Raw genomic sequence first — 23,172 nt, 5'->3', positions numbered from 1 at the left:
CGTACAAGTGTACGCTATTGTGCCACTCGAAACTTTAAAATAGTGCGACTTACAGAGGTATTGAATGAAACGTGCAGTGATTACTGGCTTGGGCATCGTTTCCAGCATCGGTAATAACCAGCAGGAAGTCCTGGCATCTCTGCGTGAAGGACGTTCAGGGATCACTTTCTCTCAGGAGCTGAAGGACTCCGGCATGCGTAGCCACGTATGGGGCAACGTAAAACTGGATACCACTGGCCTCATTGACCGCAAAGTAGTGCGCTTCATGAGCGACGCATCCATCTATGCATTCCTTTCCATGGAGCAGGCTGTGGCGGATGCCGGTCTTGCTGCAGAAGATTACCAGAATAACCCGCGCGTTGGCCTGATTGCAGGTTCCGGCGGCGGCTCCCCGCGTTTTCAGGTGTTCGGCGCTGACGCAATGCGTAGCCCGCGAGGTCTGAAAGCGGTTGGCCCGTATGTGGTCACCAAAGCGATGGCGTCCGGTGTTTCTGCCTGCCTCGCAACGCCGTTCAAAATTCACGGCGTAAACTACTCCATCAGCTCTGCCTGTGCGACATCTGCGCACTGCATCGGCAACGCAGTAGAACAAATTCAGCTGGGCAAACAAGACATCGTGTTTGCTGGTGGCGGCGAAGAGTTGTGCTGGGAAATGGCGTGTGAATTCGACGCAATGGGCGCGCTGTCTACCAAATATAACGACGACCCGTCGAAAGCTTCCCGTACCTATGATGCAAACCGCGACGGTTTTGTTATCGCGGGCGGCGGCGGTATGGTGGTGGTTGAAGAGCTGGAACATGCTCTGGCTCGTGGCGCGCACATCTACGCGGAAATCGTCGGTTACGGCGCAACCTCTGATGGCGCAGACATGGTTGCACCGTCAGGTGAAGGCGCAGTACGTTGCATGCAGATGGCGATGCACGGCGTAGACACGCCTATCGACTACCTGAACTCCCACGGTACTTCTACTCCGGTAGGCGACGTGAAAGAGCTGGGCGCAATCCGTGAAGTGTTTGGCGATAAGAGCCCGGCAATCTCGGCAACCAAAGCCATGACCGGTCACTCTCTGGGCGCGGCTGGCGTACAGGAAGCTATCTACTCTCTGCTGATGCTGGAACACGGCTTTATCGCGCCGAGCATCAACATTGAAGAGCTGGACGAGCAGGCGGAAGGTCTGAACATCGTGACCAAACCGACCGAGCAGGCGCTGACCACCGTGATGTCCAACAGCTTCGGCTTTGGCGGCACTAACGCGACGCTGGTCATGCGTAAGCTGAAAGCGTAAGTCTGCAAGATGATGTAAAGGGGAGCCTGATGGCTCCCTTTTTTATTTATTCATTTTTTCGTACTCCGGCGCGATTTCTGCCGACCAGGCTTTGGCTCGTGTGATATCACCAGTGCTGTAGATTGGCTGTTCAAATTGATTATCCAGATCCCGCACGCGATAAATTTTCCAGCGACCTTCTTCCCAACGCATATACACTTCCAGTTGCATGGGCGCTTCGCCTGCCGGCCCACCTAATTGTACTTCCACCTTTTCACCACCGAGAAAGGGCTGAGCCGCTTCAACCCGTAACAGCGGGATCCATTTGGGGTCGTAATCCTGCACGTACATAAAGTAGTCAGAATTTATTATTTCCTGCTCGTAAAGGCTGTCAATCAGCGCCAAACGGTCGATAACGTCTTTCGCCACATAACGTTGCATGAGCGCGGACGTATCTCGATCTTGTGTGTAGGCGGACATCCACGCGAGATAGAATTGTTTTACAGCCTGTGTGCTGTCTTGATGAGGCGCATAGCAGCCGCAAAGCATCAGGATGAGAGCAATAAGCGAAAATGCTTTCATTACCGTGTCCCTAAAAATATATTCCGGCAAAAAAGATCGTTGAGTGTCCCCCTGATTGAAAACTATTTCCTCATTGTTAGTGCTTTTCTTCAATAATATAACCCTCTGTTTTGTGGATGCCTTCGGTGATTTCGAGGTTGACAAGTTTAGCCCCTCACAGGCAGACTCCAGCTTCAACATTATCCTCTTGATAATGCGTAAGCGTTTAACGTTATCCAACGCACCTTAATCCTGAAAGTCAGGTAGAGGGGGCGTGGGCATTCCTCGCCTTACTCTGCATTTTGGAGTAACGCATGACAGCAGTAACCCAACAAGAAAAAACAGCGTCGGCGAACTTTTCGCTGTTTCGTATCGCTTTTGCGGTTTTCCTGACCTACATGACGGTCGGTCTGCCTTTACCCGTCATTCCTCTGTTTGTGCACCACGAGCTGGGCTATGGCAATACCATGGTCGGTATCGCCGTAGGCGTACAGTTTCTGGCAACGGTCTTAACGCGTGGTTATGCCGGGCGCTTAGCCGATCAATATGGCGCTAAACGTTCGGCGCTACAGGGGATGTTTGCCTGTGGGCTGGCGGGCGCGGCGTGGCTTTTAGCCGCGCTATTACCTGTCTCTGTCCCGGTGAAATTTGCGTTGTTGATTGTCGGACGTCTGATCCTTGGCTTTGGCGAAAGCCAACTGCTCACCGGAACGCTGACCTGGGGGCTGGGGCTGGTTGGCCCAACGCGTTCCGGTAAGGTGATGTCGTGGAACGGGATGGCGATTTACGGTGCGCTGGCTGCCGGGGCGCCGTTGGGCTTGCTGATCCATAGCCACTTCGGCTTCGCGGCGCTGGCGGGAACCACGATGGTATTACCGCTGCTGGCCTGGGCATTCAACGGCACCGTTCGTAAAGTGCCTGCGCATGCCGGGGAGCGACCTTCACTGTGGAGCGTGGTCGGGCTTATCTGGAAACCGGGCCTGGGTCTGGCATTGCAGGGCGTGGGTTTTGCCGTCATCGGTACGTTTATTTCGCTTTATTTTGTCAGCAATGGCTGGACGATGGCGGGATTCACCCTGACCGCGTTTGGCGGGGCATTTGTGCTGATGCGCATTCTGTTTGGCTGGATGCCGGACCGGTTCGGCGGCGTGCAGGTCGCCGTTGTTTCATTGCTGGTTGAAACTGCGGGTCTGATCCTGCTGTGGCAGGCTCCCTCTGCCTGGGTTGCTCTGCTCGGGGCGGCATTAACCGGGGCCGGATGTTCGCTTATCTTCCCGGCATTGGGCGTTGAGGTTGTGAAGCGAGTGCCCGCGCAGGTTCGCGGTACGGCGCTGGGCGGTTACGCCGCATTTCAGGATATCTCCTACGGCGTAAGCGGTCCTGTCGCCGGGGTGCTGGCCACCGCGTACGGCTATCCCTCGGTATTCCTTGCCGGGGCGATATCCGCCGTGGTGGGAATTGTTGTGACGTTGCTGACTTTGCGAAAAGGCTAAGCGACCAGCCAGAAAATGGCTAACGCAATCATCAAGGCAATAAATATCAGTCCCGGTCGTGTCGACAGTGATTTAACCGTTTCAATCATCGGCGCGAACGGGCTGTAAATGGGCTGAGGATGGCGCGGATCGTTTAATTCCTGCTCCCGGTCACGTTCCACGCGGCGCAAGAAGATTTGATTCAGCAAGTCCAGCACCTGAACCGTGGTCAGAATCGATTGTGGCTGGATCTGATACGTCTGCTGCGCGTACTCTTTGATTGCCGTCAGCTCATTCGGCTCTAACGGCAGCTTCAGCGCCGCCTGCAGTGTTTGTAAGGTCGGGGCAGTTTGCAGACTGAGCGTCTGGCGCGCCTGCAGCCAGGTGACCAGATGCGAAAATTGTTTGGCGGGGATTAACTCTCCGCTTTTTACCCCAGACAGCTCCAGCATAGACTGCCAGATCATCTTACCGGATTCGCCCGTGGCCGCCGCCAGTTTGGTCACCAACTGGTTCAGCGTATTGTGCTCTGCGGGGAGTAACGGACGATCGGTAGCCGGACGCTGCTGTGGCTGCGGTATCGAAAGCTGACCTTGTTGTAACAGGGTCAGCACGTTCTTCAATTGCTCAGGCGTGAGTTGGCTAAGCGCCGTCTGCCCGTACTGCTGGCGGATAAAATCACTCACCGCCTGACGGTTATTTCCCTGACTCAATAGCTCCGTGAGCTGCGACAGCACCTGACGATTAGCATGGTTCTGTTGTGCGACTTCCAGCCGCTGGTTCAAATTTTGTTCGGCGGCGGGAAAGTGACGTGACTGCAACGGTGTATCACTTTTGACGCCCAGATCGTGTTTCATTCCGGCCCACACCTCAGCGCTTTGCTGCTGAGTGAGCGAAATCAAACGGGTAATCAGTCGTTCCAGCACGGTACGTTGTATCGTGGATAACGGTTGCTCACCTGCAACGGAGGGGGCATTTTGGCCTTCGCCGGGAGGGCGAGCGGGCGTACCTGAAATGGGCTGCATCGTCTCTGTTCCTTAAATCTGTGCTGACCAGGTCTCGCAGTATGCCTGGCGGCGAGATTATGGCACACTTGCCCGGTTAACTCTCGTTCTCAAACAGGTGCGAAAGACGTGAAAATCCTCGTTGATGAAAATATGCCCTATGCCCGCGAACTGTTCAGTCGTTTGGGGGAGGTCAAAGCGGTTCCTGGTCGTCCGATTCCCGTTGCCGAACTGGATGATGCGGATGCCTTAATGGTGCGCTCGGTGACGAAAGTCAATGAATCACTGCTCAGCGGAAAACCGGTTAAATTTGTCGGTACGGCAACCGCAGGCACGGACCATGTGGATGAAGCCTGGCTTGCGCAGTCGGGAATCGGTTTTTCCGCAGCGCCCGGATGTAATGCGATTGCGGTCGTAGAATATGTTTTTTCAGCGTTGCTGATGCTGGCGGAGCGCGACGGTTTTGCGTTACGCGATCGTACCGTGGGCATCGTCGGTGTTGGCAACGTGGGCGGACGTTTGCAGGCGCGACTGGAAGCGCTGGGGATCCGTACCTTGCTGTGCGATCCGCCGCGGGCCGATCGCGGTGACGAGGGCGATTTCCGCTCGCTGGACGAACTGGTACAGCAGGCTGATGTGCTGACTTTCCATACGCCGTTATTTAAAGACGGCCCGTACAAAACGCTGCACCTGGCGGATGACGCGCTGATGAGTCGGCTGAAGCCGGGCACCATTCTGATCAACGCCTGCCGGGGGCCGGTTATCGACAATACGGCATTACTGAATCGGCTTAACGCCGGGCAGGCGCTGAGCGTGGTGTTGGATGTCTGGGAAGGCGAGCCGGATCTCAATGTGGCGTTGCTGGAGAAAGCCGATATCGGCACGGCGCACATTGCCGGGTATACCCTGGAAGGAAAAGCGCGTGGGACCACGCAGGTCTTTGAGGCCTATAGTAAGTTTATTGGTCGCGAACAGCACGTTGCGCTGAACACCCTGTTACCTGCGCCGGAATTTGGGCGTATCACGTTGCATGGCCCGTTAGATCAGCCAACGCTGAAAAGGCTGGCGCATTTAGTGTATGATGTGCGCCGCGATGATGCGCCGCTGCGTAAAGTCGCTGGAATTCCGGGTGAGTTTGATAAACTGCGTAAAAATTATCTTGAGCGCCGTGAATGGTCATCTTTATACGTGATGTGTGACGACGCAACGGCTGCCGCCTTGCTGTGTAAGCTGGGTTTTAACGCGGTTCATCACCCGGCACATTAATGTCTTCTTAATGCTCCCTGTCGAATAATGCGACAGGGACGCTTATGTATTTCTGGAGTAAATCACCATGTCTGAAGGCTGGAACATTGCCATTCTGGGCGCAACGGGCGCCGTAGGCGAAGCCCTGCTCGATACGCTGGCTGAACGCCAGTTCCCGGTCGGTGAAATTTATGCGCTGGCGCGTAACGAAAGCGCTGGCGAGCACCTGCGTTTTAACGGTAAATCGGTCATTGTTCAGGATGTTGCAGACTTTGACTGGACGCAGGCACAACTGGCATTTTTTGTCGCTGGCGCTGAGGCCACCGCTGCATGGGTGGAAGAAGCAACCAATGCCGGTTGCCTGGTTATCGACAGCAGTGGTCTGTTCGCACTTGAGCCTGACGTTCCGCTGGTGGTTCCGGACGTTAACCCGTTCGTGTTGGCAGATTATCGCAACCGCAATGTGATTGCAGTCCCTACTAGCCTGACCAGTCAACTGTTGTCTGCGTTGAAACCGCTGATTGATGACGGTGGTCTTTCACGTATTACGGTGACCAATATTCTGTCGGCCTCCGCGCACGGTAAAAAAGCGGTGGATGCGTTGGCAGGGCAAAGTGCGAAACTGCTCAATGGTATCCCGATTGACGAAGACGATTTCTTTGGTCGCCAGTTGGCATTCAATATGCTGCCGCTGCTGCCAGATCGCGAAGGTAGCGTGCGCGAAGAGCGTCGTATCGTCGATGAAGTGCGCAAAATTATGCAGGATGACGGTCTGCTTATCTCCGCTAGCATCGTACAGTCACCGGTATTCTACGGTCACGCGCAGATGGTGAATTTTGAAGCCCTGCGTCCGTTGGCGGCGGAAGAAGCGCGCGATGCGTTTTCTCGCGCTGAAGACGTGGTGTTGTCGGAAGAGACCGATTTCCCGACTCAGGTTGGCGATGCGTCTGGTACCCCACATCTTTCCATTGGCTGTGTACATAACGATTACGGTATGCCGGAGCAGGTTCAGTTCTGGTCCGTGGCAGACAACGTGCGCTTTGGCGGCGCGTTGATGGCGGTGAAAATTGCGGAAAAACTGGTGCAGGAGTATCTGTACTAATGTCGGACCTGCAACAGCCGCTACCCCATAAAATTGCGCTGGGCATTGAGTATGACGGCAGCAAATATTATGGCTGGCAGCGCCAGAACGAAGTGCGTAGCGTTCAGGAAAAGCTGGAAAAAGCGCTTTCTCAGGTCGCGAATGAGCGTATCAATGTCTTTTGTGCGGGGCGCACGGATGCGGGCGTTCATGGCACAGGCCAGGTCGTACATTTTGAAACGCACGCTGTGCGTAAAGATGCCGCCTGGACGTTGGGCGTAAATGCGAATTTACCTGGTGACATCGCCGTGCGCTGGGTGAAAGCTGTACCTGATGATTTTCATGCCCGATTCAGCGCCACGGCTCGCCGTTATCGCTACATCATCTACAATCATCGGTTGCGCCCTGCGGTTTTGGGCAAAGGGGTAACCCATTACTATGAGCCGCTGGATGCTGAACGTATGCATCGTGCAGCCCAATGTCTGATCGGCGAAAATGATTTTACCTCGTTTCGTGCGGTGCAGTGCCAGTCGCGCACGCCGTGGCGTAACGTGATGCACATAAACGTTGAACGTTTTGGCGCATATGTGGTGGTGGATATTAAAGCGAATGCCTTTGTACATCATATGGTCAGGAATATTGTCGGTAGCCTGATGGAAGTAGGCGCCAACAACCAGCCGGAGAGCTGGATAGCAGAACTGTTAGCGGCGAAGGACAGAACGCTGGCAGCGGCAACGGCGAAAGCGGAAGGACTGTATTTGGTCGCGGTAGATTACCCTGACCGGTTCGACCTGCCAAAACCGCCAATGGGCCCGCTATTTCTGGCGGACTAATTTGAGTCGTATAAAGGCAAAACTATGGATCTGATTTACTTTCTTATCGATTTTATTCTGCACATTGATGTGCACCTGGCGGAGCTGGTCGCGGAATACGGTATCTGGGTATACGCGATTCTGTTTCTGATCCTGTTCTGTGAAACCGGGCTGGTAGTGACGCCGTTCCTGCCGGGAGACTCGCTGCTGTTTGTTGCCGGCGCGCTTTCTGCGCTGCCAACTAACGATCTCAATGTTCATCTGATGGTGGCGTTGATGATTGTGGCTGCGATTGTCGGCGATGCGGTGAACTACACGATTGGCCGGTTGTTCGGTGAGAAACTCTTTAGTAACCCGAACTCCAAAATTTTTCGTCGCAGCTACCTGGATAAAACCCATGCGTTCTACGAGCGTCATGGCGGGAAAACGATTATCCTGGCGCGTTTCGTGCCTATCGTGCGTACATTTGCGCCATTTGTTGCCGGTATGGGACACATGTCCTACCGCCACTTTGCGATGTATAACGTTGTAGGCGCGCTGCTGTGGGTATTGCTGTTCACCTATGCAGGCTATCTGTTTGGCGATCTGCCAATAGTTCAGGAAAACCTGAAATTATTGATTGTGGCGATTATCGTCCTTTCCGTATTGCCGGGCGTGATAGAAGTGATTCGTCATAAACGGGCTGCGTCACGGGCTGCAAAATAGAAAGTAACTCAGCGGTTCGACCACTTTTTTATCCAAAGTTTCGGGCTGTTATGTTTTAATGTGCAACATTCATGGTCTGTTAGGGGCAAAAATGGCATTATGCGCCCCTTATAACAAAGCTGACTAGGGTTCAGGCAGAAAGGTCACCAATGAGCTGGATTGAACGAATTAAAAGCAACATTACTCCCACCCGCAAGGCAAGCATTCCTGAAGGGGTGTGGACCAAGTGTGATAGCTGCGGTCAGGTTTTATACCGTGCTGAGCTGGAACGTAATCTTGAGGTCTGTCCGAAGTGTGACCATCATATGCGCATGTCGGCGCGCAATCGCCTGCATAGCCTGTTAGATGAAGGTACTCTTGTGGAACTGGGTAGCGAACTTGAGCCGAAAGACGTGCTGAAGTTTCGTGACTCCAAAAAGTACAAAGACAGACTGGCCTCAGCACAGAAAGAAACCGGCGAGAAAGATGCGCTGGTGGTGATGAAAGGCACCCTTCACGGCATGCCGGTCGTTGCGGCTGCATTCGAGTTCGCGTTTATGGGCGGTTCCATGGGTTCTGTCGTCGGCGCGCGTTTCGTCCGCGCCGTTGAGCAGGCTCTGGAAGACAACTGTCCGCTAATCTGCTTCTCCGCTTCTGGCGGGGCGCGTATGCAGGAAGCGCTGATGTCTCTGATGCAGATGGCAAAAACCTCTGCCGCGCTGGCGAAAATGCAGGAACGCGGTTTACCGTACATTTCTGTACTGACCGACCCAACGATGGGCGGTGTGTCCGCAAGCTTCGCGATGCTGGGCGATCTCAACATTGCCGAACCGAAAGCGTTGATCGGCTTTGCGGGTCCGCGTGTTATCGAGCAAACCGTACGTGAGAAACTGCCGCCGGGATTCCAGCGCAGCGAGTTCCTGATTGAAAAAGGCGCTATCGATATGATCGTCCGCCGTCCGGAAATGCGCCTGAAACTGGCAAGCATTCTGGCGAAGCTGATGAATCTTCCGGCGCCGAATCCGGATGAGCCGCGTGAAGGCGAAGTGGTACCTCCGGTACCCGATCAGGAATCAGAGGCCTGATAACTGAAAAGGGCAGGGCCACAGGCGCTGCCCTTTTGCTTTTCTCAACGTAAAGAATCTACAGGCATCATGGACAATAAACGTATTCCTCAAGCCGCGTCGCCTCTGGCGTCGTGGCTTTCTTATCTGGAAAACCTGCACAGTAAAACCATCGATCTGGGCCTTGAGCGCGTCAGTCAGGTGGCGCGTAAATTGGGCGTGTTGAAACCCGCGCCATTTGTCTTTACGGTGGCGGGCACCAACGGAAAAGGCACGACCTGCCGTACGCTGGAATCGGTGCTGACCGCAGCAGGTTATAAAGTCGGAGTATACAGTTCGCCGCATCTGGTGCGTTACACGGAACGCGTGCGCGTGCAGGGGGGGGAACTGCCGGAATCCGCGCATACTGCCTCGTTTGCTGAGATTGAAGACGCACGTGGCGATATTTCATTGACCTATTTTGAATACGGTACGCTATCGGCGCTCTGGTTGTTTAAACAGGCTCAGTTGGACGTAGTCATTCTGGAAGTGGGGTTAGGCGGTCGCCTTGACGCGACGAATATCGTCGATGCCGATGTTGCGGTCGTCACCAGTATTGCGCTTGATCATACCGACTGGCTGGGCCCGGATCGCGAGAGCATTGGTCGTGAGAAAGCGGGGATTTTCCGCGCAGAGAAACCGGCCATCGTTGGTGAACCTGAAATGCCATACACTATTGCGGATGTGGCGCAAGAGTGCGGGGCGATTTTGCAACGCTGTGGTGTGGACTGGCGCTATACGGTAACGGATAACGACTGGTCCTTTACGGACACTCACGGCACGTTGGCGCATCTGCCATTGCCACAGGTTCCACAACCGAACGCCGCGACCGCACTGGCTGCGCTGCGTGCCAGTGGTCTTGACGTCAGCGAGCAGGCAATTCGTGACGGAATCAAACAGGCGATTTTACCGGGGCGCTTCCAGATTGTGAGCGAGTCGCCGCGGGTGATTTTTGATGTTGCCCATAACCCGCATGCGGCGGAATATCTGACCGGACGTCTGAAAAAGTTAGTGAAAAGCGGGCGTGTACTTGCAGTTATCGGTATGCTACATGATAAAGATATTGCCGGTACGTTGGCCTGGTTAAAAAGCGTGGTCGATGCCTGGTACTGCGCGCCACTGGAAGGGCCGCGTGGCGCAACGGCAGAACAGCTGTTAGAACATCTGGGCAAAGGTGAAGCCTATGACAGCGTGGCGCAGGCATGGTCTGCGGCACTGGCCGAGGCGAAGCCAGAAGATACCGTGTTGGTGTGTGGATCGTTTCACACTGTCGCACATGTCATGGAAGTGATAGACGTGGGGAGAAGCGGTGGCGAGTAAGTTTCAGAATCGATTAGTTGGCACAATTGTGCTGGTCGCGCTTGGGGTGATTGTGCTCCCCGGGCTGCTTGACGGGCAAAAAAAACATTATCAGGATGAGTTTGCTGCGATCCCTCTGGTGCCCAAACCAGGCGATCGCGACGAGCCGGACATGATGCCTGCGGCAACGCAGGCACTGCCAACGCAACCGCCTGAAGGGGCGGCAGAAGAGGTGCGCGCGGGCGATGCCGCCGCGCCATCGTTGGATCCGTCGCGTATGACAACGGCAAGTAGCGCGGAGTTAGATCCTGTCCCCGTACCTGTTGAACCGCCGAAACCTAAACCGAAGCCGCAACCCGTTGTCGCCACACCGGCGCCAGCGCCTGCGCCAGCTCCAGCGCCGAAACCGGTCGCTGAAGAAGCGCCAGCCCCGACCGGCAAAGCGTATGTTGTGCAGCTCGGCGCGCTGAAAAATGCGGATAAGGTCAATGAGATCGTGGGTAAACTTCGTGGCGCGGGCTTCCGGGTATATACTTCCCCGTCAACGCCGGTACAAGGTAAAATAACCCGCATTCTCGTCGGCCCTGACGCCTCCAGAGATAAGCTGAAGAATTCGCTGGGCGAGCTACAGAAGATCTCCGGTCTGAGTGGGGTTGTGATGGGATATACCCCTAATTAAGGGGCTGTTTCATGCAGGCCGGATACGGTGTTTTCACCGTCTCCGGCCAGTGCCCGAAGAGGCATAAAACCGTATGGCGTTGAAGATTTTTTCAGCGCCATTTTTATTTACGCGTGGAAAGGAAATCCCTACGCAAACGTTTTCTTTTTCTGTTAGAATGCGCCCCGAACAGGACGACAGGGCGTAAAATCGTGGGACACTTATGGTCTGGATTGATTACGCCATTATCGCGGTGATTGGTTTTTCCTGTCTGGTTAGCCTGATCCGTGGCTTTGTTCGTGAAGCATTATCGTTGGTGACTTGGGGTTGTGCTTTCTTTGTCGCCAGCCATTACTACACTTACCTGTCTGTCTGGTTTACGGGCTTTGAAGACGAACTGGTTCGAAATGGGATTGCTATCGCGATACTGTTTATCGCGACACTTATCGTCGGCGCTATCGTTAACTTTGTGATAGGCCAACTGGTAGAGAAAACAGGTCTGTCGGGTACCGACAGGGTGTTGGGGATTTGCTTCGGTGCTCTGCGAGGAGCGCTGATCGTCGCCGCCATACTGTTCTTTCTCGATACGTTTACCGGTCTGTCGAAAAGTGAAGACTGGAGTAAGTCGCAGCTGATCCCGCAGTTCAGTTTCATCATCAGATGGTTCTTTGACTATCTGCAAAGCTCGTCAAGTTTCTTGCCCAAAGTATAAACTTTGGGTCGTTGCTGAACGAGGAAAAGACGTATGTGCGGTATTGTCGGTATCGCCGGTGTTATGCCGGTAAACCAGTCGATTTATGACGCGTTAACGGTGCTCCAGCATCGTGGTCAGGATGCTGCGGGCATCATCACTATTGATGCCAACAACTGCTTCCGCTTGCGTAAAGCAAACGGAATGGTGAGCGATATTTTTGAAGCGCGCCATATGCAGCGTTTGCAGGGCAATATGGGCATCGGTCATGTGCGTTACCCAACGGCTGGCAGCTCCAGCGCCTCCGAAGCTCAACCTTTTTACGTCAACTCACCGTATGGCATCACGCTTGCCCACAATGGCAATCTGACTAACGCGCATGAGCTGCGGAAAAAGCTGTTTGAAGAAAAGCGCCGCCACATCAATACCACTTCAGATTCTGAAATCCTGCTGAATATTTTCGCCAGCGAGCTGGATAACTTCCGCCATTACCCGCTGGAAGCAGACAATATTTTTGCTGCTATTGCGGCAACTAACCGCCAGATCCGCGGGGCCTATGCCTGCGTGGCGATGATTATCGGTCACGGCATGGTCGCCTTCCGCGATCCTAACGGCATTCGTCCGCTGGTGCTGGGGAAACGTGATATCGGTGATGGTCGCACCGAGTATATGGTCGCCTCCGAGAGCGTGGCGCTGGATACGCTGGGCTTTGAATTCCTGCGCGACGTTGCGCCTGGCGAAGCGGTATACATCACCGAAAAAGGCCAGCTGTTTACCCGCCAGTGCGCCGATAACCCGGTCAGCAATCCGTGCCTGTTCGAATACGTTTACTTTGCGCGTCCTGACTCCTTTATCGACAAGATTTCCGTCTACAGCGCGCGTGTGAATATGGGAACTAAGCTCGGCGAAAAAATTGCCCGCGAGTGGGAAGATCTGGACATCGACGTGGTGATCCCGATTCCGGAAACCTCATGCGATATCGCGCTGGAAATCGCCCGTATTCTCGGCAAGCCGTATCGTCAGGGGTTTGTGAAAAACCGCTACGTAGGGCGTACCTTTATCATGCCGGGCCAGCAGCTGCGTCGTAAATCCGTGCGCCGTAAACTGAACGCCAACCGTGCGGAGTTCCGTGATAAGAACGTGCTACTGGTGGATGACTCTATTGTACGTGGCACCACTTCAGAACAGATTATCGAGATGGCGCGTGAAGCCGGAGCGAAGAAAGTGTATCTGGCCTCTGCCGCACCGGAAATCCGCTTCCCGAACGTTTATGGCATCGATATGCCTACCGCGACGGAGCTGATTGCCCACGGTCGCGAAGTGGACGAGATCCGCCAGATAATCGGCGCAGACGGGCTTATCTTCCAGGATCTCAACGATCTGATTGAAGCCGTTCGCGCTGAGAACCCGGATATTCAGCAGTTTGAATGTTCAGTGTTTAACGGCGTCTATGTCACCAAAGACGTTGACCAGCAGTATCTCGATTTCCTTGACTCCCTGCGTAATGACGATGCCAAAGCGATATTGCGTCAGAATGAAGCGGAAAACCTTGAGATGCACAACGAAGGTTAATGTTTGCTCGCAAGCAAGGGCGCAACCCGCACCCTTGCTTGCAACTCCCCGTAAATTCCTGCAAAGTCGGCCCTGAAGCAAGCAAGGGCGATTAAACATGAAACGACTCATCATTGGTATTTCTGGCGCAAGTGGAGCGATTTACGGCGTGCGCCTGCTGCAGGTTTTGCGTGACGTTACTGATGTGGAAACCCATCTGGTGATGAGCGCCGCTGCCCGGCAGACGCTGGCGCTGGAAACGGATCTCTCTGTGCGCGACGTGCAGGCTCTGGCGAATGTGACTCACGATACGCGCGATATCGCCGCCAGCATTTCTTCTGGCTCTTTTCAGACCGCCGGGATGGTTATCCTGCCCTGTTCAATTAAAACCCTTTCTGGCATCGTGCATAGCTATACCGATGGGCTGCTCACCCGTGCGGCTGACGTGGTATTGAAAGAACGTCGCCCGCTGGTGCTGTGCGTGCGTGAAACGCCATTGCATCTGGGGCATTTGCGGCTGATGACGCAGGCGGCAGAAATTGGGGCGGTGATTATGCCGCCTGTCCCGGCGTTTTATCATCGCCCGCAAACGTTAGATGATGTGATTAATCAAACGGTTAATCGTGTCCTTGACCAGTTTGATATTTCCCTTCCTCAGGACCTCTTCACCCGCTGGCAAGGGGCGTAAGCCGTTCCATCAGCGTGCAAAGAAACATCTGTTGCCCTGTTTCAGGGCAATTTTGTAACCGCGATCATATCCTCAACATTTAATTCGTCAAAACTCAACGAAACGCTGCGTTTCAACCGTCAGACCTGCTATCTTCAAAATCAGGACAATATTGCAACGTTTTATTAACATATTTAACGTCGAATATCCTCAACGACGCGAAAATGGCATAAGACCTGCATGAAAAAGTCTGCAAACACAACACAACGTAAAACATAATAAAATTACGCCACTTGAGGGTTATGTATGAAGAAGACGGTTCTTGCTTTGTCTTTGCTGGTAGGACTTTCCGCAACCGCGGCCAGTTACGCAGCACTTCCGCAGACAGTTCGTATTGGTACAGATACCACCTACGCGCCTTTTTCCTCTAAAGATGCCAAGGGCGACTTTGTCGGCTTTGATATCGATCTGGGAAATGAGATGTGTAAACGCATGCAGATCAAATGCACCTGGGTTGCCAGCGACTTTGATGCGCTGATCCCGTCGCTGAAAGCGAAAAAAATTGATGCCATCATCTCCTCGCTTTCTATCACCGAGAAGCGTCAGCAAGAGATTGCCTTCTCAGACAAACTTTACGCCGCAGATTCTCGTTTGATCGCTGCGAAAGGTTCTCCGATTCAACCGACTCTGGACTCCCTCAAAGGTAAACATGTAGGCGTACTACAAGGCTCAACTCAGGAAGCCTATGCCAATGATAACTGGCGCAGCAAAGGCGTGGATGTGGTGGCCTATGCGAACCAGGACCTGATCTATTCTGACCTGACGGCGGGCCGTCTGGATGCGGCATTGCAGGATGAAGTCGCAGCCAGTGAAGGTTTCCTTAAACAGCCGGCAGGCAAAGACTACGCTTTTGCCGGCCCTTCAGTTAAAGATAAAAAATACTTTGGCGACGGAACCGGGATTGGTTTGCGCAAAGATGATGCGGAGCTGAAAGCGGCTTTCGATAAAGCGCTGGGCGAACTGCGCAAAGACGGCACCTACGACAAGATGGCGAGTAAGTATTTTAACTTTAATGTCTACGGCGATTAATTCATCGACGTGGGGAGTTGGCTGCACCATGGCGGGTAACCATTATGGTGCATCATAAATTCAGTGCACTGTTTTGGTGCCTTTATCGCTGACTTAATAAGCATGAGTGCATACTTAAGCGCTTTTCATGCAAATAAATACCGCCGACAAGGTAGAATGCTTTGCCTTGTCGGCCTGATTAATGGCACGATAACTGCACCTGGTCCTGTAAAGATCCCCTATAAAAGACAGTCTGTTGAGGATAGTTATGAAAAAACTGGTGTTGTCTCTTTCTCTGGTCCTGGCTTTCTCCAGTGCTACCGCAGCATTTGCAGCCATTCCGCAAAAAATTCGTATCGGCACCGATCCTACTTATGCGCCGTTCGAATCGAAAAATGCGCAGGGTGAATTAGTCGGTTTTGATATCGATCTGGCTAAAGAGCTATGCAAACGTATTAATACACAATGTACCTTCGTGGAAAACCCGCTGGACGCGCTGATCCCTTCGCTAAAAGCGAAGAAAATCGATGCGATTATGTCTTCGCTTTCCATTACTGAAAAACGTCAGCAAGAAATCGCGTTTACCGACAAACTTTATGCAGCCGACTCGCGTCTGGTTGTCGCTAAGGATTCTGCTATTCAGCCGACCATTGAGTCGCTGAAAGGCAAACGTGTCGGCGTGCTGCAGGGCACCACTCAGGAAACGTTCGGCAACGAACACTGGGCGCCAAAAGGTATTGAAATTGTCTCCTATCAGGGACAAGACAACATCTATTCTGACCTGACTGCCGGGCGTATTGACGCCGCATTCCAGGACGAAGTCGCTGCCAGCGAAGGCTTCCTGAAACAGCCAGTTGGTAAGGATTACAAATTCGGCGGCCCGTCTGTGAAAGACGAGAAATTGTTTGGCGTGGGTACCGGTATGGGGCTGCGTAAAGATGATAACGAGCTGCGCGAAGCACTGAATAAAGCCTTTGCGGAGATGCGCGCTGACGGCACTTACGAGAAGCTGGCTAAAAAGTACTTCGATTTTGATGTTTATGGCGGTTAATCACCGCAGGTGCTGATAAAGCCCGTAGATTTTTGACGCGTTGAATTTATGTCTGATGGCGCTGTGCTCATCCGGCCTACGTTGATTTTGTAGGCCGGATAAGGCAACGCCGCCATCCGGCATTTAACGGTGAGTCTGAAATCAAAAGAGGCTTATTACTCCACCACACACGACAGGACAGGCAGCATGTTGTATGGCTTTTCAGGTGTTATTTTACAGGGCGCAATTGTTACGCTTGAGCTGGCTCTCAGCTCAGTGGTGCTGGCGGTTCTGATAGGCCTTGTCGGCGCGGCAGCAAAACTGTCGCAAAGCCGGGCGTTGGGGCTTATTTTCGAAGCGTACACCACGCTTATCCGCGGCGTGCCCGATCTGGTCTTAATGTTGCTCATCTTCTATGGATTACAAATCGCGCTGAATACCATTACCGATGCAATGGGGGTCAGCCAGATTGATATCGATCCGATGGTAGCAGGGATAATCACGCTCGGATTTATCTACGGGGCTTACTTTACCGAAACGTTCCGCGGCGCGTTTATGGCTGTGCCCAAAGGCCATATTGAAGCTGCGACGGCATTCGGCTTTACCAGTTCACAAATATTTCGCCGCATTATGTTCCCGGCGATGATGCGCTATGCCTTACCGGGAATTGGTAATAACTGGCAGGTTATTCTCAAAGCCACGGCGTTGGTATCGCTGCTCGGTCTGGAAGATGTGGTGAAAGCCACTCAGCTTGCCGGGAAGAGCACCTGGGAGCCGTTCTATTTTGCCGTGGTGTGCGGGGTCATCTATTTGGTGTTTACCACAGTTTCTAATGGTGTGCTGCTGTACCTTGAGCGCCGTTACTCCGTGGGTGTGAAGAGGGCTGACCTGTGATTGAGATAATTCAGGAGTACTGGAAATCCCTGCTGTGGACGGACGGTTACCGCTTTACCGGTGTGGCAATTACTTTGTGGTTGTTGATCTCGTCGGTGGTGATGGGCGGCATACTGGCGCTGTTTTTGGCGATTGGTCGCGTTTCCAGCAATAAATTTATCCAGTTCCCGATCTGGTTATTTACCTATGTTTTTCGTGGCACGCCGCTGTATGTACAGCTGCTGGTGTTTTATTCCGGGATGTATACGCTGGAGATAGTCAAAGGAACGGACTTCCTCAACGCGTTTTTCCGCAGCGGATTGAATTGCACCGTACTGGCGTTGACGCTGAATACCTGCGCCTATACGACGGAGATTTTCGCCGGGGCGATTCGTTCTGTGCCACACGGTGAGATTGAAGCCGCGCGCGCTTACGGTTTCTCGTCATTCAAACTGTATCGCTGCATAATTTTGCCTTCCGCGCTGCGTATTGCGCTGCCGGCATACAGCAATGAAGTGATTTTAATGCTGCACTCCACGGCGCTGGCGTTTACCGCCACGGTGCCTGATTTGTTGAAAATCGCCCGCGATATCAACTCGGCAACGTATCAACCGTTTACCGCTTTCGGTATTGCCGCGGTGCTGTATTTGATTATTTCGTATGTCCTGATCAGTCTGTTCCGTAAAGCGGAAAAACGCTGGTTGCAGCATGTATCCTCTAAATAATTCGAGTAACACGATGTCTGAGAATAAATTAAACGTTATCGATTTACATAAGCACTACGGCGAACATGAAGTGCTGAAAGGGGTATCGCTGCAAGCTAATGCGGGTGATGTTATCAGTATTATCGGTTCGTCAGGTTCCGGTAAAAGTACCTTTCTGCGCTGCATTAACTTTCTTGAAAAACCGAGCGCTGGTTCTATTGTCGTCAGTGGGCAGAACATTGGACTGGTGCGTGACAAAGACGGCCAGCTCAAGGTTGCGGACAAAAATCAACTGCGTCTGCTGCGCACAAGACTAACCATGGTCTTTCAGCACTTTAATCTGTGGAGCCACATGACGGTGCTGGAAAACGTCATGGAAGCGCCGATTCAGGTATTAGGATTGAGCAAGCAGGAAGCCCGCGCACGCGCGGTGAAGTATCTGGCTAAAGTGGGCATCGATGAGCGAGCGCAGGGTAAATATCCGGTGCATTTGTCTGGTGGTCAGCAGCAGCGCGTTTCTATTGCGCGAGCGCTGGCGATGGAACCGGAGGTGTTGCTGTTTGATGAACCCACCTCGGCGCTTGACCCAGAGCTGGTCGGCGAAGTGCTGCGCATTATGCAGCAACTGGCCGAAGAAGGGAAAACCATGGTGGTCGTGACCCATGAAATGGGGTTTGCCCGAAATGTCTCCACGCATGTGATCTTTCTGCATCAGGGGAAAATTGAAGAAGAGGGCGACCCGGAGCAGGTATTCGGCAACCCGCAAAGCCCACGCTTACAGCAGTTCCTCAAAGGATCGCTGAAGTAATTCAGTTGCCCGGAGGCGCTATGCTTTCCGGGCCTACCGCTTTAACGCATCGGACTCCAGGCGATAAACCCAGTCGTCGTGCGCTACCCCATTAATTTCATACGCTTTTTCCAGCACCTGCGTTCGTACAAAGCCCGTCTTTTCCAGAACACGTATCGACCCCTTATTCTCTGCCAGCACGTAAGCATTTATCGCCGTGACGCCAGCCTGCTCCAGGGCATACTGACACACCGCGCGCACGGCTTCGCTGGCAATACCTTTCCCCTGCGCATGCGGCATGAGGGCGTAACCGAGGTCGGCCTCATGCGGATAAAGATGACTGATTTGCAGACCAATATCGCCGAGCGGCGTCGGGTTGTTATGCTCGCGAATAACAAATGTGTGCTGTGCGGCAAGGCGTCTGGCGAATAACAGACGCGTATCCTTTGCTGGGGCGATGTCGCCCATATAGCGCATGACTTCAGGGCTTTCACGCAGTCTCTGGAAAAATGACCAGTCAGAAAATTGAAACAAAGAGAGGGTAAGACGGGGAGTCGATATTTTTGCCATAACGTCGCCATTGCGGAAGTCAGATCTATAACCTTACCATCGCAACGGCGAATGTGAATAGCGCTTAGCAACTATCGGATAACATCCGCTAGCGCCTCTTCTAAATCGTACCAACGAAACGCAAAACCGGACGCTTCCAGGCGTTTGGGTAACGCCCGCTGTCCGCCGAGAACCAGCACGGAAGACTCGCCCATCAGTAGACGTATTACGCCAGCGGGAACGCGCAGAATAGCTGGGCGGTTTAATGCATGACCCAGTGCGTGGGCAAACTGCTCATTGTGTACCGGGTACGGTGAAACCATATTGAAGGGGCCACGCAGATCGTTATCCAGCAGCCAGATAATGCCGTTGACCATATCATCAATATGGATCCAGGCCAGATACTGGCGTCCGTTACCAATCGGGCCGCCTAAACCAAGACGGAATGGCGGGACCATTTTCCCCAGAATCCCGCCAGCAGAGGCCAATACCACGCCGGTACGCAACATACACACGCGGGTTTTGTCACTTTGCGCGGTGCTGGCAATTTGCTCCCAGCGGGCGCACAGCTTATGGGTAAATTCGTTATGCGGCGGCTCTTCTTCCGTGACGACAACTTCGCCCAGATCGCCGTAGTAACCGGTAGCGGAACCGGATATTAACACCGCGGGCGGCGTCTCGCTGGCGTTGATTAAATCGACCAGTTTCTGCGTGATGCCCCAACGACTCTGGCACAGGCGCTCTTTTTGCTCAGCGCTCCAGCGCTTATCTGCAATAGGCTCTCCGGCAAGGTTAATCACGGCATCAATGCCATCGAGATTTTGCTGCTCTGCCAGCCCCTTCCATAACGTGACCCGAGAGTCGAGAATCTGACGCGCCTTATCAGGGGTACGTGTCACTACGGTTATCTGATGCCCCAATTCGAGCAGGCGGGGGATCAGATGACGTCCAATCAGGCCAGTACCGCCGGTAATCAGAATCTGCATGTCGCCTCCCGGGTTACGTTTAGCGCTGCCAGCTCAGCGTCATGGATACTGAGTCGGCGTAACGCAATGCGTGAAGTTTATCGATCTCCACTTCAGCATAAGTGACCCAGTGATGTTCGCGTGCGATATCGAGCACATCTTGAGTTAATTTTTCTAATAGTGAGAAGCGGTTACTCTCCACGTGCGCAATGATGCTTTTGGTGATAGTGCGATAATTCAGCGCGTCGTTGATATCTTCGCTGATACGGGCTTTGTCTGCCGGATAATGAATGGCAATGTTGATGACGATATCCTGGCGGTTAAGGATCTCCTCTTCTTTGATGCCGATAAAGGTGCGCAGACGAAGGTTTTTTATACGAATAATCGCGTCAGGTTGTGACATTGCAGGTTTCCTCCATGTATGAACCTATTCATGATACACGAGAATCGAACCGTGTTACCGCTTCTCACTCTGCGCTTGCTGCATGGCGCGTTCTGTAGCGGGCCGCGTACGGATGCGCTCATGCCAGTTATTAACCGCCGGGTAATTGTCGAGGTCGATACGCTGACGCTGGTGGGCATGAATCCATGGCCAGCAGGCTATGTCCGCAATGCTGTAGTGATCGCCCCCCAGCCAGGGGGAGGTTTCCAGACGTTTATTCATCACGTTGTACAGGCGCTGGGTTTCAACCTGGTATCTTTCAATGGCGTAGGGAATAGTCTGCGGGGCGTAATGACTGAAATGGTGATTCTGACCGAGCATGGGGCCCAGGCCGCTGACCTGCCAGAACAGCCATTGCAGCGTGGTGTGGCGCTCACGCAACTCACCGCTCAGCAGCTTGCCGCTCTTTTCCGCCAGATAGAGTAAAATTTCTCCGGACTCAAACAGGCTGATCGGGCTTCCACCATCCTGCGGCGCATTGTCGATAATGGCCGGGATTTTATTGTTCGGCGAGATCTGCAGAAAATCAGGACGAAACTGGCTACCTTTGCTGATATCGACATGAATCAGACGGTATTGCAGCTGCGCTTCTTCAAGAAACAGCGTGATTTTGTGACCGTTTGGCGATGGCGTGTAATAGAGATCGATCATTTTCAGCGTCCGTTTTGTCATGAACCGGGTCATTACAAGTATAGAGCCTGTTGGCGTGCGTGAGTTTTCATCAAGTGACAGCGAGAGAAAGACTCTATATTTTGAAGGCAAGCCAATACACTTCAGAGGACGTTATGAGCAAACCTGCAATTACGCTGTGGTCAGATGCCAATTTTTTCTCCCCTTACGTGCTGTCTGTTTATGTCGCTCTGCAAGAGAAAGGGCTACCTTTTACGCTGAAAACTGTTGATCTCAACAGCGGTGAACACTTGCAACCTTCATGGCAAGGTTATGCGTTGACGCGCCGCGTGCCGGTCCTGGAGATTGACGATTTCGAGCTGAGCGAATCATCAGCAATTACTGAGTTTCTGGAAGAGAGCTTTGCCCCGCCGCAGTGGGAGCGCATCTACCCACATGATGTGCAAAAGCGCGCGCGGGCTCGCCAGGTGCAGGCGTGGATCCGCAGCGATCTGATGCCTATTCGTGAAGAGCGCTCAACGGATGTGGTTTTTGCTGGCGTGAAAAAAGCGCCGCTGAGCGACGCCGGAAAAGCCAGTGCGGAAAAACTGTTCGCCACTGCGAGCAGTTTACTGAGCCATGGTAAACAGAATTTATTTGGCGAATGGTGTATCGCTGATTGCGATTTAGCGCTAATGCTTAATCGTCTGGTCCTTAACGGCGATGAGGTGCCAGAAGCGCTTGCGGAATACGCCACCTTCCAGTGGCAGCGCGCTTCAGTTCAGCGTTTTATCGCGCTTTCAGCGAAGCGTTCCTGCTGACCATCGGAGCGTAATCCAGTATCATTACAAGGTAATTTTCAACGAGGAGTGAGTGATGAAACTGATGTTCGCATCGGACATTCATGGTTCGTTGCCAGCCACGGAACGCGTACTCGAACTGTTTAGCGCAAGCGGTGCGCAATGGCTGGTGATATTGGGTGATGTTTTAAATCACGGACCGCGTAATGCGTTGCCGGAAGGCTATGCGCCCGCGCAGGTTGCAGAGCGGTTGAATGAACTGGCAGCGCGGATTATCGCGGTGCGTGGCAATTGCGACAGCGAAGTGGATCAGATGCTCCTGCATTTTCCGATAACCGCGCCGTGGCAGCAAATTCTGACAGAAAACCAGCGACTCTTTTTGACGCACGGGCATCTTTTTGGCCCGCAAAATATGCCAGCGCTCAGCGCGGGAGATGTACTGGTTTATGGCCATACTCATCTGCCGGTTGCCGAGTTGCAAGGGGATGTCTATCACTTTAACCCCGGCTCGGTAAGCATCCCGAAAGGAGGCTTTGCGGCAAGCTACGGGATTCTGGATGATAATGTTCTCAGCGTAATGGCACTCAATGATCAAAGTGTTATTGCGCAGATCGAGATTAATCCGTAATTTACCCCACAAACATAAACGCGCCGTAAGAGCGCCAGAAAAAAGAAGGTTTCCTGATGGTGGAACAGCGTCGTTTGGCAAGTACGGAATGGGTGGATATTGTGAATGAAGACAACGAAGTCATCGCACAGTCCAGCCGGGAACAAATGCGGGCGCAGCGCTTACGCCATCGTGCGACGTATATCGTGGTGCACGATGGTATGGGCAAAATTCTGGTTCAGCGTAGGACTGAGACAAAAGATTTTTTGCCCGGCATGCTGGATGCCACCGCTGGCGGTGTTGTTCAGGCTGACGAGCAGCTACTGGACTCAGCGCGCCGTGAAGCGGAAGAGGAGTTAGGGATTGCGGGTGTGCCGTTTGCCGAGCACGGTCAGTTTTATTTTGAAGACCAGAACTGTCGCGTCTGGGGCGGGCTGTTTAGCTGCGTTTCCCACGGGCCGTTTGCGCTTCAGGAAGAAGAGGTCAGTGAAGTTTGCTGGCTGACGCCGGAAGAAATCACCGCACGCTGCGACGAATTTACGCCGGACTCACTGAAAGCGCTGGCGCTGTGGATGACCCGCAACGCCAAGAATGAAGGGGCGAAAGCCGAAAAGCAGGAAGAAGCCGAGTAACGTCTGCTCATCCG

Annotated in this window: 26 protein-coding genes; 20 read left to right on the top strand and 6 right to left on the bottom strand. The window is 53.2% G+C overall.

The genetic code is table 11. The annotated features are described in order from the left end of the window. The first annotated feature begins 64 nt into the window (after nt 1–64). Nucleotides 65–1,285: a beta-ketoacyl-ACP synthase I gene (gene fabB / locus OOJ59_RS10400; protein ID WP_121529326.1), complete on the top strand. Its 1,221-nt coding sequence runs from the start codon at nt 65–67 to the stop codon at nt 1,283–1,285. Nucleotides 1,286–1,327: 42 nt separating this feature from the next. Here the strand turns inward: fabB and OOJ59_RS10395 are convergent, their stop codons facing one another. Continuing rightward, complete coding sequence (locus OOJ59_RS10395) at nt 1,328–1,846, bottom strand: YbjP/YqhG family protein (RefSeq protein ID WP_160955515.1); 519 nt, start codon at nt 1,844–1,846, stop codon at nt 1,328–1,330. Nucleotides 1,847–2,139: 293 nt separating this feature from the next. Between OOJ59_RS10395 and OOJ59_RS10390 the strand changes: the two genes are divergently transcribed. Continuing rightward, nucleotides 2,140–3,318, top strand: a complete 1,179-nt coding sequence (locus OOJ59_RS10390; RefSeq protein ID WP_121529324.1) for an MFS transporter — start codon at nt 2,140–2,142, stop codon at nt 3,316–3,318. On the opposite strand, the gene flk is transcribed toward OOJ59_RS10390, so the two are convergent. Next, nucleotides 3,315–4,322: a flagella biosynthesis regulator Flk gene (gene flk, locus OOJ59_RS10385; RefSeq protein ID WP_069323375.1), complete on the bottom strand. Its 1,008-nt coding sequence runs from the start codon at nt 4,320–4,322 to the stop codon at nt 3,315–3,317. The genes OOJ59_RS10390 and flk overlap by 4 nt on opposite strands. A 108-nt stretch (nt 4,323–4,430) precedes the next feature. Between flk and pdxB the strand changes: the two genes are divergently transcribed. From pdxB to hisP, 15 genes are all read left to right on the top strand, one after another. Next, entirely contained in the window at nt 4,431–5,567 is a 1,137-nt protein-coding gene (pdxB, locus tag OOJ59_RS10380; RefSeq protein ID WP_085047804.1) for a 4-phosphoerythronate dehydrogenase PdxB, read from the top strand. Nucleotides 5,568–5,634: 67 nt separating this feature from the next. Further along, nucleotides 5,635–6,648 carry an aspartate-semialdehyde dehydrogenase gene (locus tag OOJ59_RS10375; protein WP_121529323.1) on the top strand — a complete coding sequence of 338 codons (1,014 nt, stop codon included), beginning with the start codon at nt 5,635–5,637 and terminating at the stop codon, nt 6,646–6,648. Beyond that, nucleotides 6,648–7,460, top strand: a complete 813-nt coding sequence (gene truA / locus OOJ59_RS10370; protein ID WP_038642347.1) for a tRNA pseudouridine(38-40) synthase TruA — start codon at nt 6,648–6,650, stop codon at nt 7,458–7,460. The genes OOJ59_RS10375 and truA overlap by 1 nt, the downstream gene beginning before the upstream one ends. Before the next feature lie 24 nt (nt 7,461–7,484). Further along, nucleotides 7,485–8,144 (top strand): DedA family protein, encoded by a 660-nt coding sequence (locus tag OOJ59_RS10365; RefSeq protein ID WP_003028140.1) that lies wholly within the window; start codon nt 7,485–7,487, stop codon nt 8,142–8,144. Between the two features lie 149 nt (nt 8,145–8,293). After that, nucleotides 8,294–9,208 carry an acetyl-CoA carboxylase, carboxyltransferase subunit beta gene (accD, locus tag OOJ59_RS10360; protein WP_006683629.1) on the top strand — a complete coding sequence of 305 codons (915 nt, stop codon included), beginning with the start codon at nt 8,294–8,296 and terminating at the stop codon, nt 9,206–9,208. 69 nt (nt 9,209–9,277) lie between these two features. Further along, a complete protein-coding gene (gene folC, locus OOJ59_RS10355) occupies nt 9,278–10,546 on the top strand; it encodes a bifunctional tetrahydrofolate synthase/dihydrofolate synthase (protein ID WP_085047807.1) in 1,269 nt (422 codons plus the stop codon). Beyond that, complete coding sequence (dedD, locus tag OOJ59_RS10350; protein ID WP_159121017.1) at nt 10,536–11,204, top strand: cell division protein DedD; 669 nt, start codon at nt 10,536–10,538, stop codon at nt 11,202–11,204. The genes folC and dedD overlap by 11 nt, the downstream gene beginning before the upstream one ends. A gap of 202 nt (nt 11,205–11,406) precedes the next feature. Further along, on the top strand, nt 11,407–11,895 hold the full coding sequence (gene cvpA / locus OOJ59_RS10345; protein ID WP_005129678.1) for a colicin V production protein: 489 nt from the start codon (nt 11,407–11,409) through the stop codon (nt 11,893–11,895). A gap of 33 nt (nt 11,896–11,928) precedes the next feature. Next, the gene (gene purF / locus OOJ59_RS10340; RefSeq protein WP_005129677.1) at nt 11,929–13,446 is read left to right on the top strand and encodes an amidophosphoribosyltransferase; all 1,518 of its coding nucleotides are present in this window, start codon (nt 11,929–11,931) and stop codon (nt 13,444–13,446) included. A 97-nt stretch (nt 13,447–13,543) separates the two neighbouring features. Next, on the top strand, nt 13,544–14,113 hold the full coding sequence (locus OOJ59_RS10335; RefSeq protein WP_038642336.1) for a UbiX family flavin prenyltransferase: 570 nt from the start codon (nt 13,544–13,546) through the stop codon (nt 14,111–14,113). A 285-nt stretch (nt 14,114–14,398) separates the two neighbouring features. Next, a complete protein-coding gene (gene argT, locus OOJ59_RS10330) occupies nt 14,399–15,181 on the top strand; it encodes a lysine/arginine/ornithine ABC transporter substrate-binding protein ArgT (RefSeq protein ID WP_006683634.1) in 783 nt (260 codons plus the stop codon). 247 nt (nt 15,182–15,428) lie between these two features. Continuing rightward, nucleotides 15,429–16,211 carry a histidine ABC transporter substrate-binding protein HisJ gene (gene hisJ / locus OOJ59_RS10325; protein WP_003028120.1) on the top strand — a complete coding sequence of 261 codons (783 nt, stop codon included), beginning with the start codon at nt 15,429–15,431 and terminating at the stop codon, nt 16,209–16,211. A gap of 186 nt (nt 16,212–16,397) precedes the next feature. Beyond that, on the top strand, nt 16,398–17,084 hold the full coding sequence (locus tag OOJ59_RS10320; protein ID WP_038642334.1) for a histidine ABC transporter permease HisQ: 687 nt from the start codon (nt 16,398–16,400) through the stop codon (nt 17,082–17,084). Beyond that, the gene (gene hisM, locus OOJ59_RS10315) at nt 17,081–17,788 is read left to right on the top strand and encodes a histidine ABC transporter permease HisM (RefSeq protein ID WP_038642332.1); all 708 of its coding nucleotides are present in this window, start codon (nt 17,081–17,083) and stop codon (nt 17,786–17,788) included. Before OOJ59_RS10320 ends, hisM begins: the two co-directional genes overlap by 4 nt. 13 nt (nt 17,789–17,801) lie before the next feature. Then, nucleotides 17,802–18,575: a histidine ABC transporter ATP-binding protein HisP gene (gene hisP, locus OOJ59_RS10310; protein WP_038642330.1), complete on the top strand. Its 774-nt coding sequence runs from the start codon at nt 17,802–17,804 to the stop codon at nt 18,573–18,575. 33 nt (nt 18,576–18,608) lie between these two features. Here hisP and OOJ59_RS10305 read toward each other — a convergent pair whose 3' ends face one another. The 4 genes from OOJ59_RS10305 to yfcG all read right to left on the bottom strand — a co-directional run bounded on the left by OOJ59_RS10305 (nt 18,609) and on the right by yfcG (nt 21,161). Further along, nucleotides 18,609–19,124 (bottom strand): GNAT family N-acetyltransferase, encoded by a 516-nt coding sequence (locus OOJ59_RS10305; protein ID WP_160955513.1) that lies wholly within the window; start codon nt 19,122–19,124, stop codon nt 18,609–18,611. A gap of 71 nt (nt 19,125–19,195) precedes the next feature. Next, complete coding sequence (locus tag OOJ59_RS10300; protein WP_069323378.1) at nt 19,196–20,089, bottom strand: TIGR01777 family oxidoreductase; 894 nt, start codon at nt 20,087–20,089, stop codon at nt 19,196–19,198. A gap of 19 nt (nt 20,090–20,108) precedes the next feature. Continuing rightward, entirely contained in the window at nt 20,109–20,471 is a 363-nt protein-coding gene (gene folX / locus OOJ59_RS10295) for a dihydroneopterin triphosphate 2'-epimerase (RefSeq protein ID WP_038642324.1), read from the bottom strand. A gap of 54 nt (nt 20,472–20,525) precedes the next feature. Beyond that, complete coding sequence (yfcG, locus tag OOJ59_RS10290) at nt 20,526–21,161, bottom strand: GSH-dependent disulfide bond oxidoreductase (protein WP_069323632.1); 636 nt, start codon at nt 21,159–21,161, stop codon at nt 20,526–20,528. Between the two features lie 134 nt (nt 21,162–21,295). On the opposite strand from yfcG, the gene yfcF reads away from it, so the two are divergent. From yfcF to yfcD, 3 genes are read left to right on the top strand one after another with little or no spacing between them, the layout of a single operon-like run. Beyond that, complete coding sequence (gene yfcF / locus OOJ59_RS10285; protein WP_085047811.1) at nt 21,296–21,940, top strand: glutathione transferase; 645 nt, start codon at nt 21,296–21,298, stop codon at nt 21,938–21,940. A gap of 55 nt (nt 21,941–21,995) precedes the next feature. Next, nucleotides 21,996–22,547 carry a phosphodiesterase gene (yfcE, locus tag OOJ59_RS10280; protein WP_069323380.1) on the top strand — a complete coding sequence of 184 codons (552 nt, stop codon included), beginning with the start codon at nt 21,996–21,998 and terminating at the stop codon, nt 22,545–22,547. 56 nt (nt 22,548–22,603) lie between these two features. Then, nucleotides 22,604–23,158 carry an NUDIX hydrolase YfcD gene (yfcD, locus tag OOJ59_RS10275; protein WP_006683645.1) on the top strand — a complete coding sequence of 185 codons (555 nt, stop codon included), beginning with the start codon at nt 22,604–22,606 and terminating at the stop codon, nt 23,156–23,158. The last annotated feature ends 14 nt before the right edge of the window (nt 23,159–23,172 follow it).

The sequence above is a fragment of the Citrobacter sp. W9 genome (assembly GCF_026719375.1).
Classification (GTDB): Bacteria; Pseudomonadota; Gammaproteobacteria; order Enterobacterales; family Enterobacteriaceae; genus Citrobacter; species Citrobacter werkmanii.
The sequence above is the reverse complement of the archived record's forward strand: the minus strand, read 5'-3'. Positions and strand labels throughout refer to the sequence as shown.

What these genes read in the sequence shown, in the direction of transcription:
- OOJ59_RS10375 (WP_121529323.1), top strand. Translation starts at nt 5,635, where the DNA reads ATGTCTGAAGGCTGGAACATTGCCATTCTGGGCGCAACGGGCGCCGTA.
- yfcD (WP_006683645.1), top strand. Translation starts at nt 22,604, where the DNA reads ATGGTGGAACAGCGTCGTTTGGCAAGTACGGAATGGGTGGATATTGTG.
- OOJ59_RS10300 (WP_069323378.1), bottom strand. Translation starts at nt 20,089, where the DNA reads ATGCAGATTCTGATTACCGGCGGTACTGGCCTGATTGGACGTCATCTG.
- OOJ59_RS10335 (WP_038642336.1), top strand. Translation starts at nt 13,544, where the DNA reads ATGAAACGACTCATCATTGGTATTTCTGGCGCAAGTGGAGCGATTTAC.
- cvpA (WP_005129678.1), top strand. Translation starts at nt 11,407, where the DNA reads ATGGTCTGGATTGATTACGCCATTATCGCGGTGATTGGTTTTTCCTGT.
- OOJ59_RS10395 (WP_160955515.1), bottom strand. Translation starts at nt 1,846, where the DNA reads ATGAAAGCATTTTCGCTTATTGCTCTCATCCTGATGCTTTGCGGCTGC.
- purF (WP_005129677.1), top strand. Translation starts at nt 11,929, where the DNA reads ATGTGCGGTATTGTCGGTATCGCCGGTGTTATGCCGGTAAACCAGTCG.
- folX (WP_038642324.1), bottom strand. Translation starts at nt 20,471, where the DNA reads ATGTCACAACCTGACGCGATTATTCGTATAAAAAACCTTCGTCTGCGC.
- truA (WP_038642347.1), top strand. Translation starts at nt 6,648, where the DNA reads ATGTCGGACCTGCAACAGCCGCTACCCCATAAAATTGCGCTGGGCATT.
- folC (WP_085047807.1), top strand. Translation starts at nt 9,278, where the DNA reads ATGGACAATAAACGTATTCCTCAAGCCGCGTCGCCTCTGGCGTCGTGG.
- OOJ59_RS10365 (WP_003028140.1), top strand. Translation starts at nt 7,485, where the DNA reads ATGGATCTGATTTACTTTCTTATCGATTTTATTCTGCACATTGATGTG.
- yfcG (WP_069323632.1), bottom strand. Translation starts at nt 21,161, where the DNA reads ATGATCGATCTCTATTACACGCCATCGCCAAACGGTCACAAAATCACG.
- hisJ (WP_003028120.1), top strand. Translation starts at nt 15,429, where the DNA reads ATGAAAAAACTGGTGTTGTCTCTTTCTCTGGTCCTGGCTTTCTCCAGT.
- fabB (WP_121529326.1), top strand. Translation starts at nt 65, where the DNA reads ATGAAACGTGCAGTGATTACTGGCTTGGGCATCGTTTCCAGCATCGGT.
- yfcF (WP_085047811.1), top strand. Translation starts at nt 21,296, where the DNA reads ATGAGCAAACCTGCAATTACGCTGTGGTCAGATGCCAATTTTTTCTCC.
- accD (WP_006683629.1), top strand. Translation starts at nt 8,294, where the DNA reads ATGAGCTGGATTGAACGAATTAAAAGCAACATTACTCCCACCCGCAAG.
- yfcE (WP_069323380.1), top strand. Translation starts at nt 21,996, where the DNA reads ATGAAACTGATGTTCGCATCGGACATTCATGGTTCGTTGCCAGCCACG.
- OOJ59_RS10390 (WP_121529324.1), top strand. Translation starts at nt 2,140, where the DNA reads ATGACAGCAGTAACCCAACAAGAAAAAACAGCGTCGGCGAACTTTTCG.
- flk (WP_069323375.1), bottom strand. Translation starts at nt 4,322, where the DNA reads ATGCAGCCCATTTCAGGTACGCCCGCTCGCCCTCCCGGCGAAGGCCAA.
- hisP (WP_038642330.1), top strand. Translation starts at nt 17,802, where the DNA reads ATGTCTGAGAATAAATTAAACGTTATCGATTTACATAAGCACTACGGC.
- argT (WP_006683634.1), top strand. Translation starts at nt 14,399, where the DNA reads ATGAAGAAGACGGTTCTTGCTTTGTCTTTGCTGGTAGGACTTTCCGCA.
- OOJ59_RS10320 (WP_038642334.1), top strand. Translation starts at nt 16,398, where the DNA reads ATGTTGTATGGCTTTTCAGGTGTTATTTTACAGGGCGCAATTGTTACG.
- OOJ59_RS10305 (WP_160955513.1), bottom strand. Translation starts at nt 19,124, where the DNA reads ATGGCAAAAATATCGACTCCCCGTCTTACCCTCTCTTTGTTTCAATTT.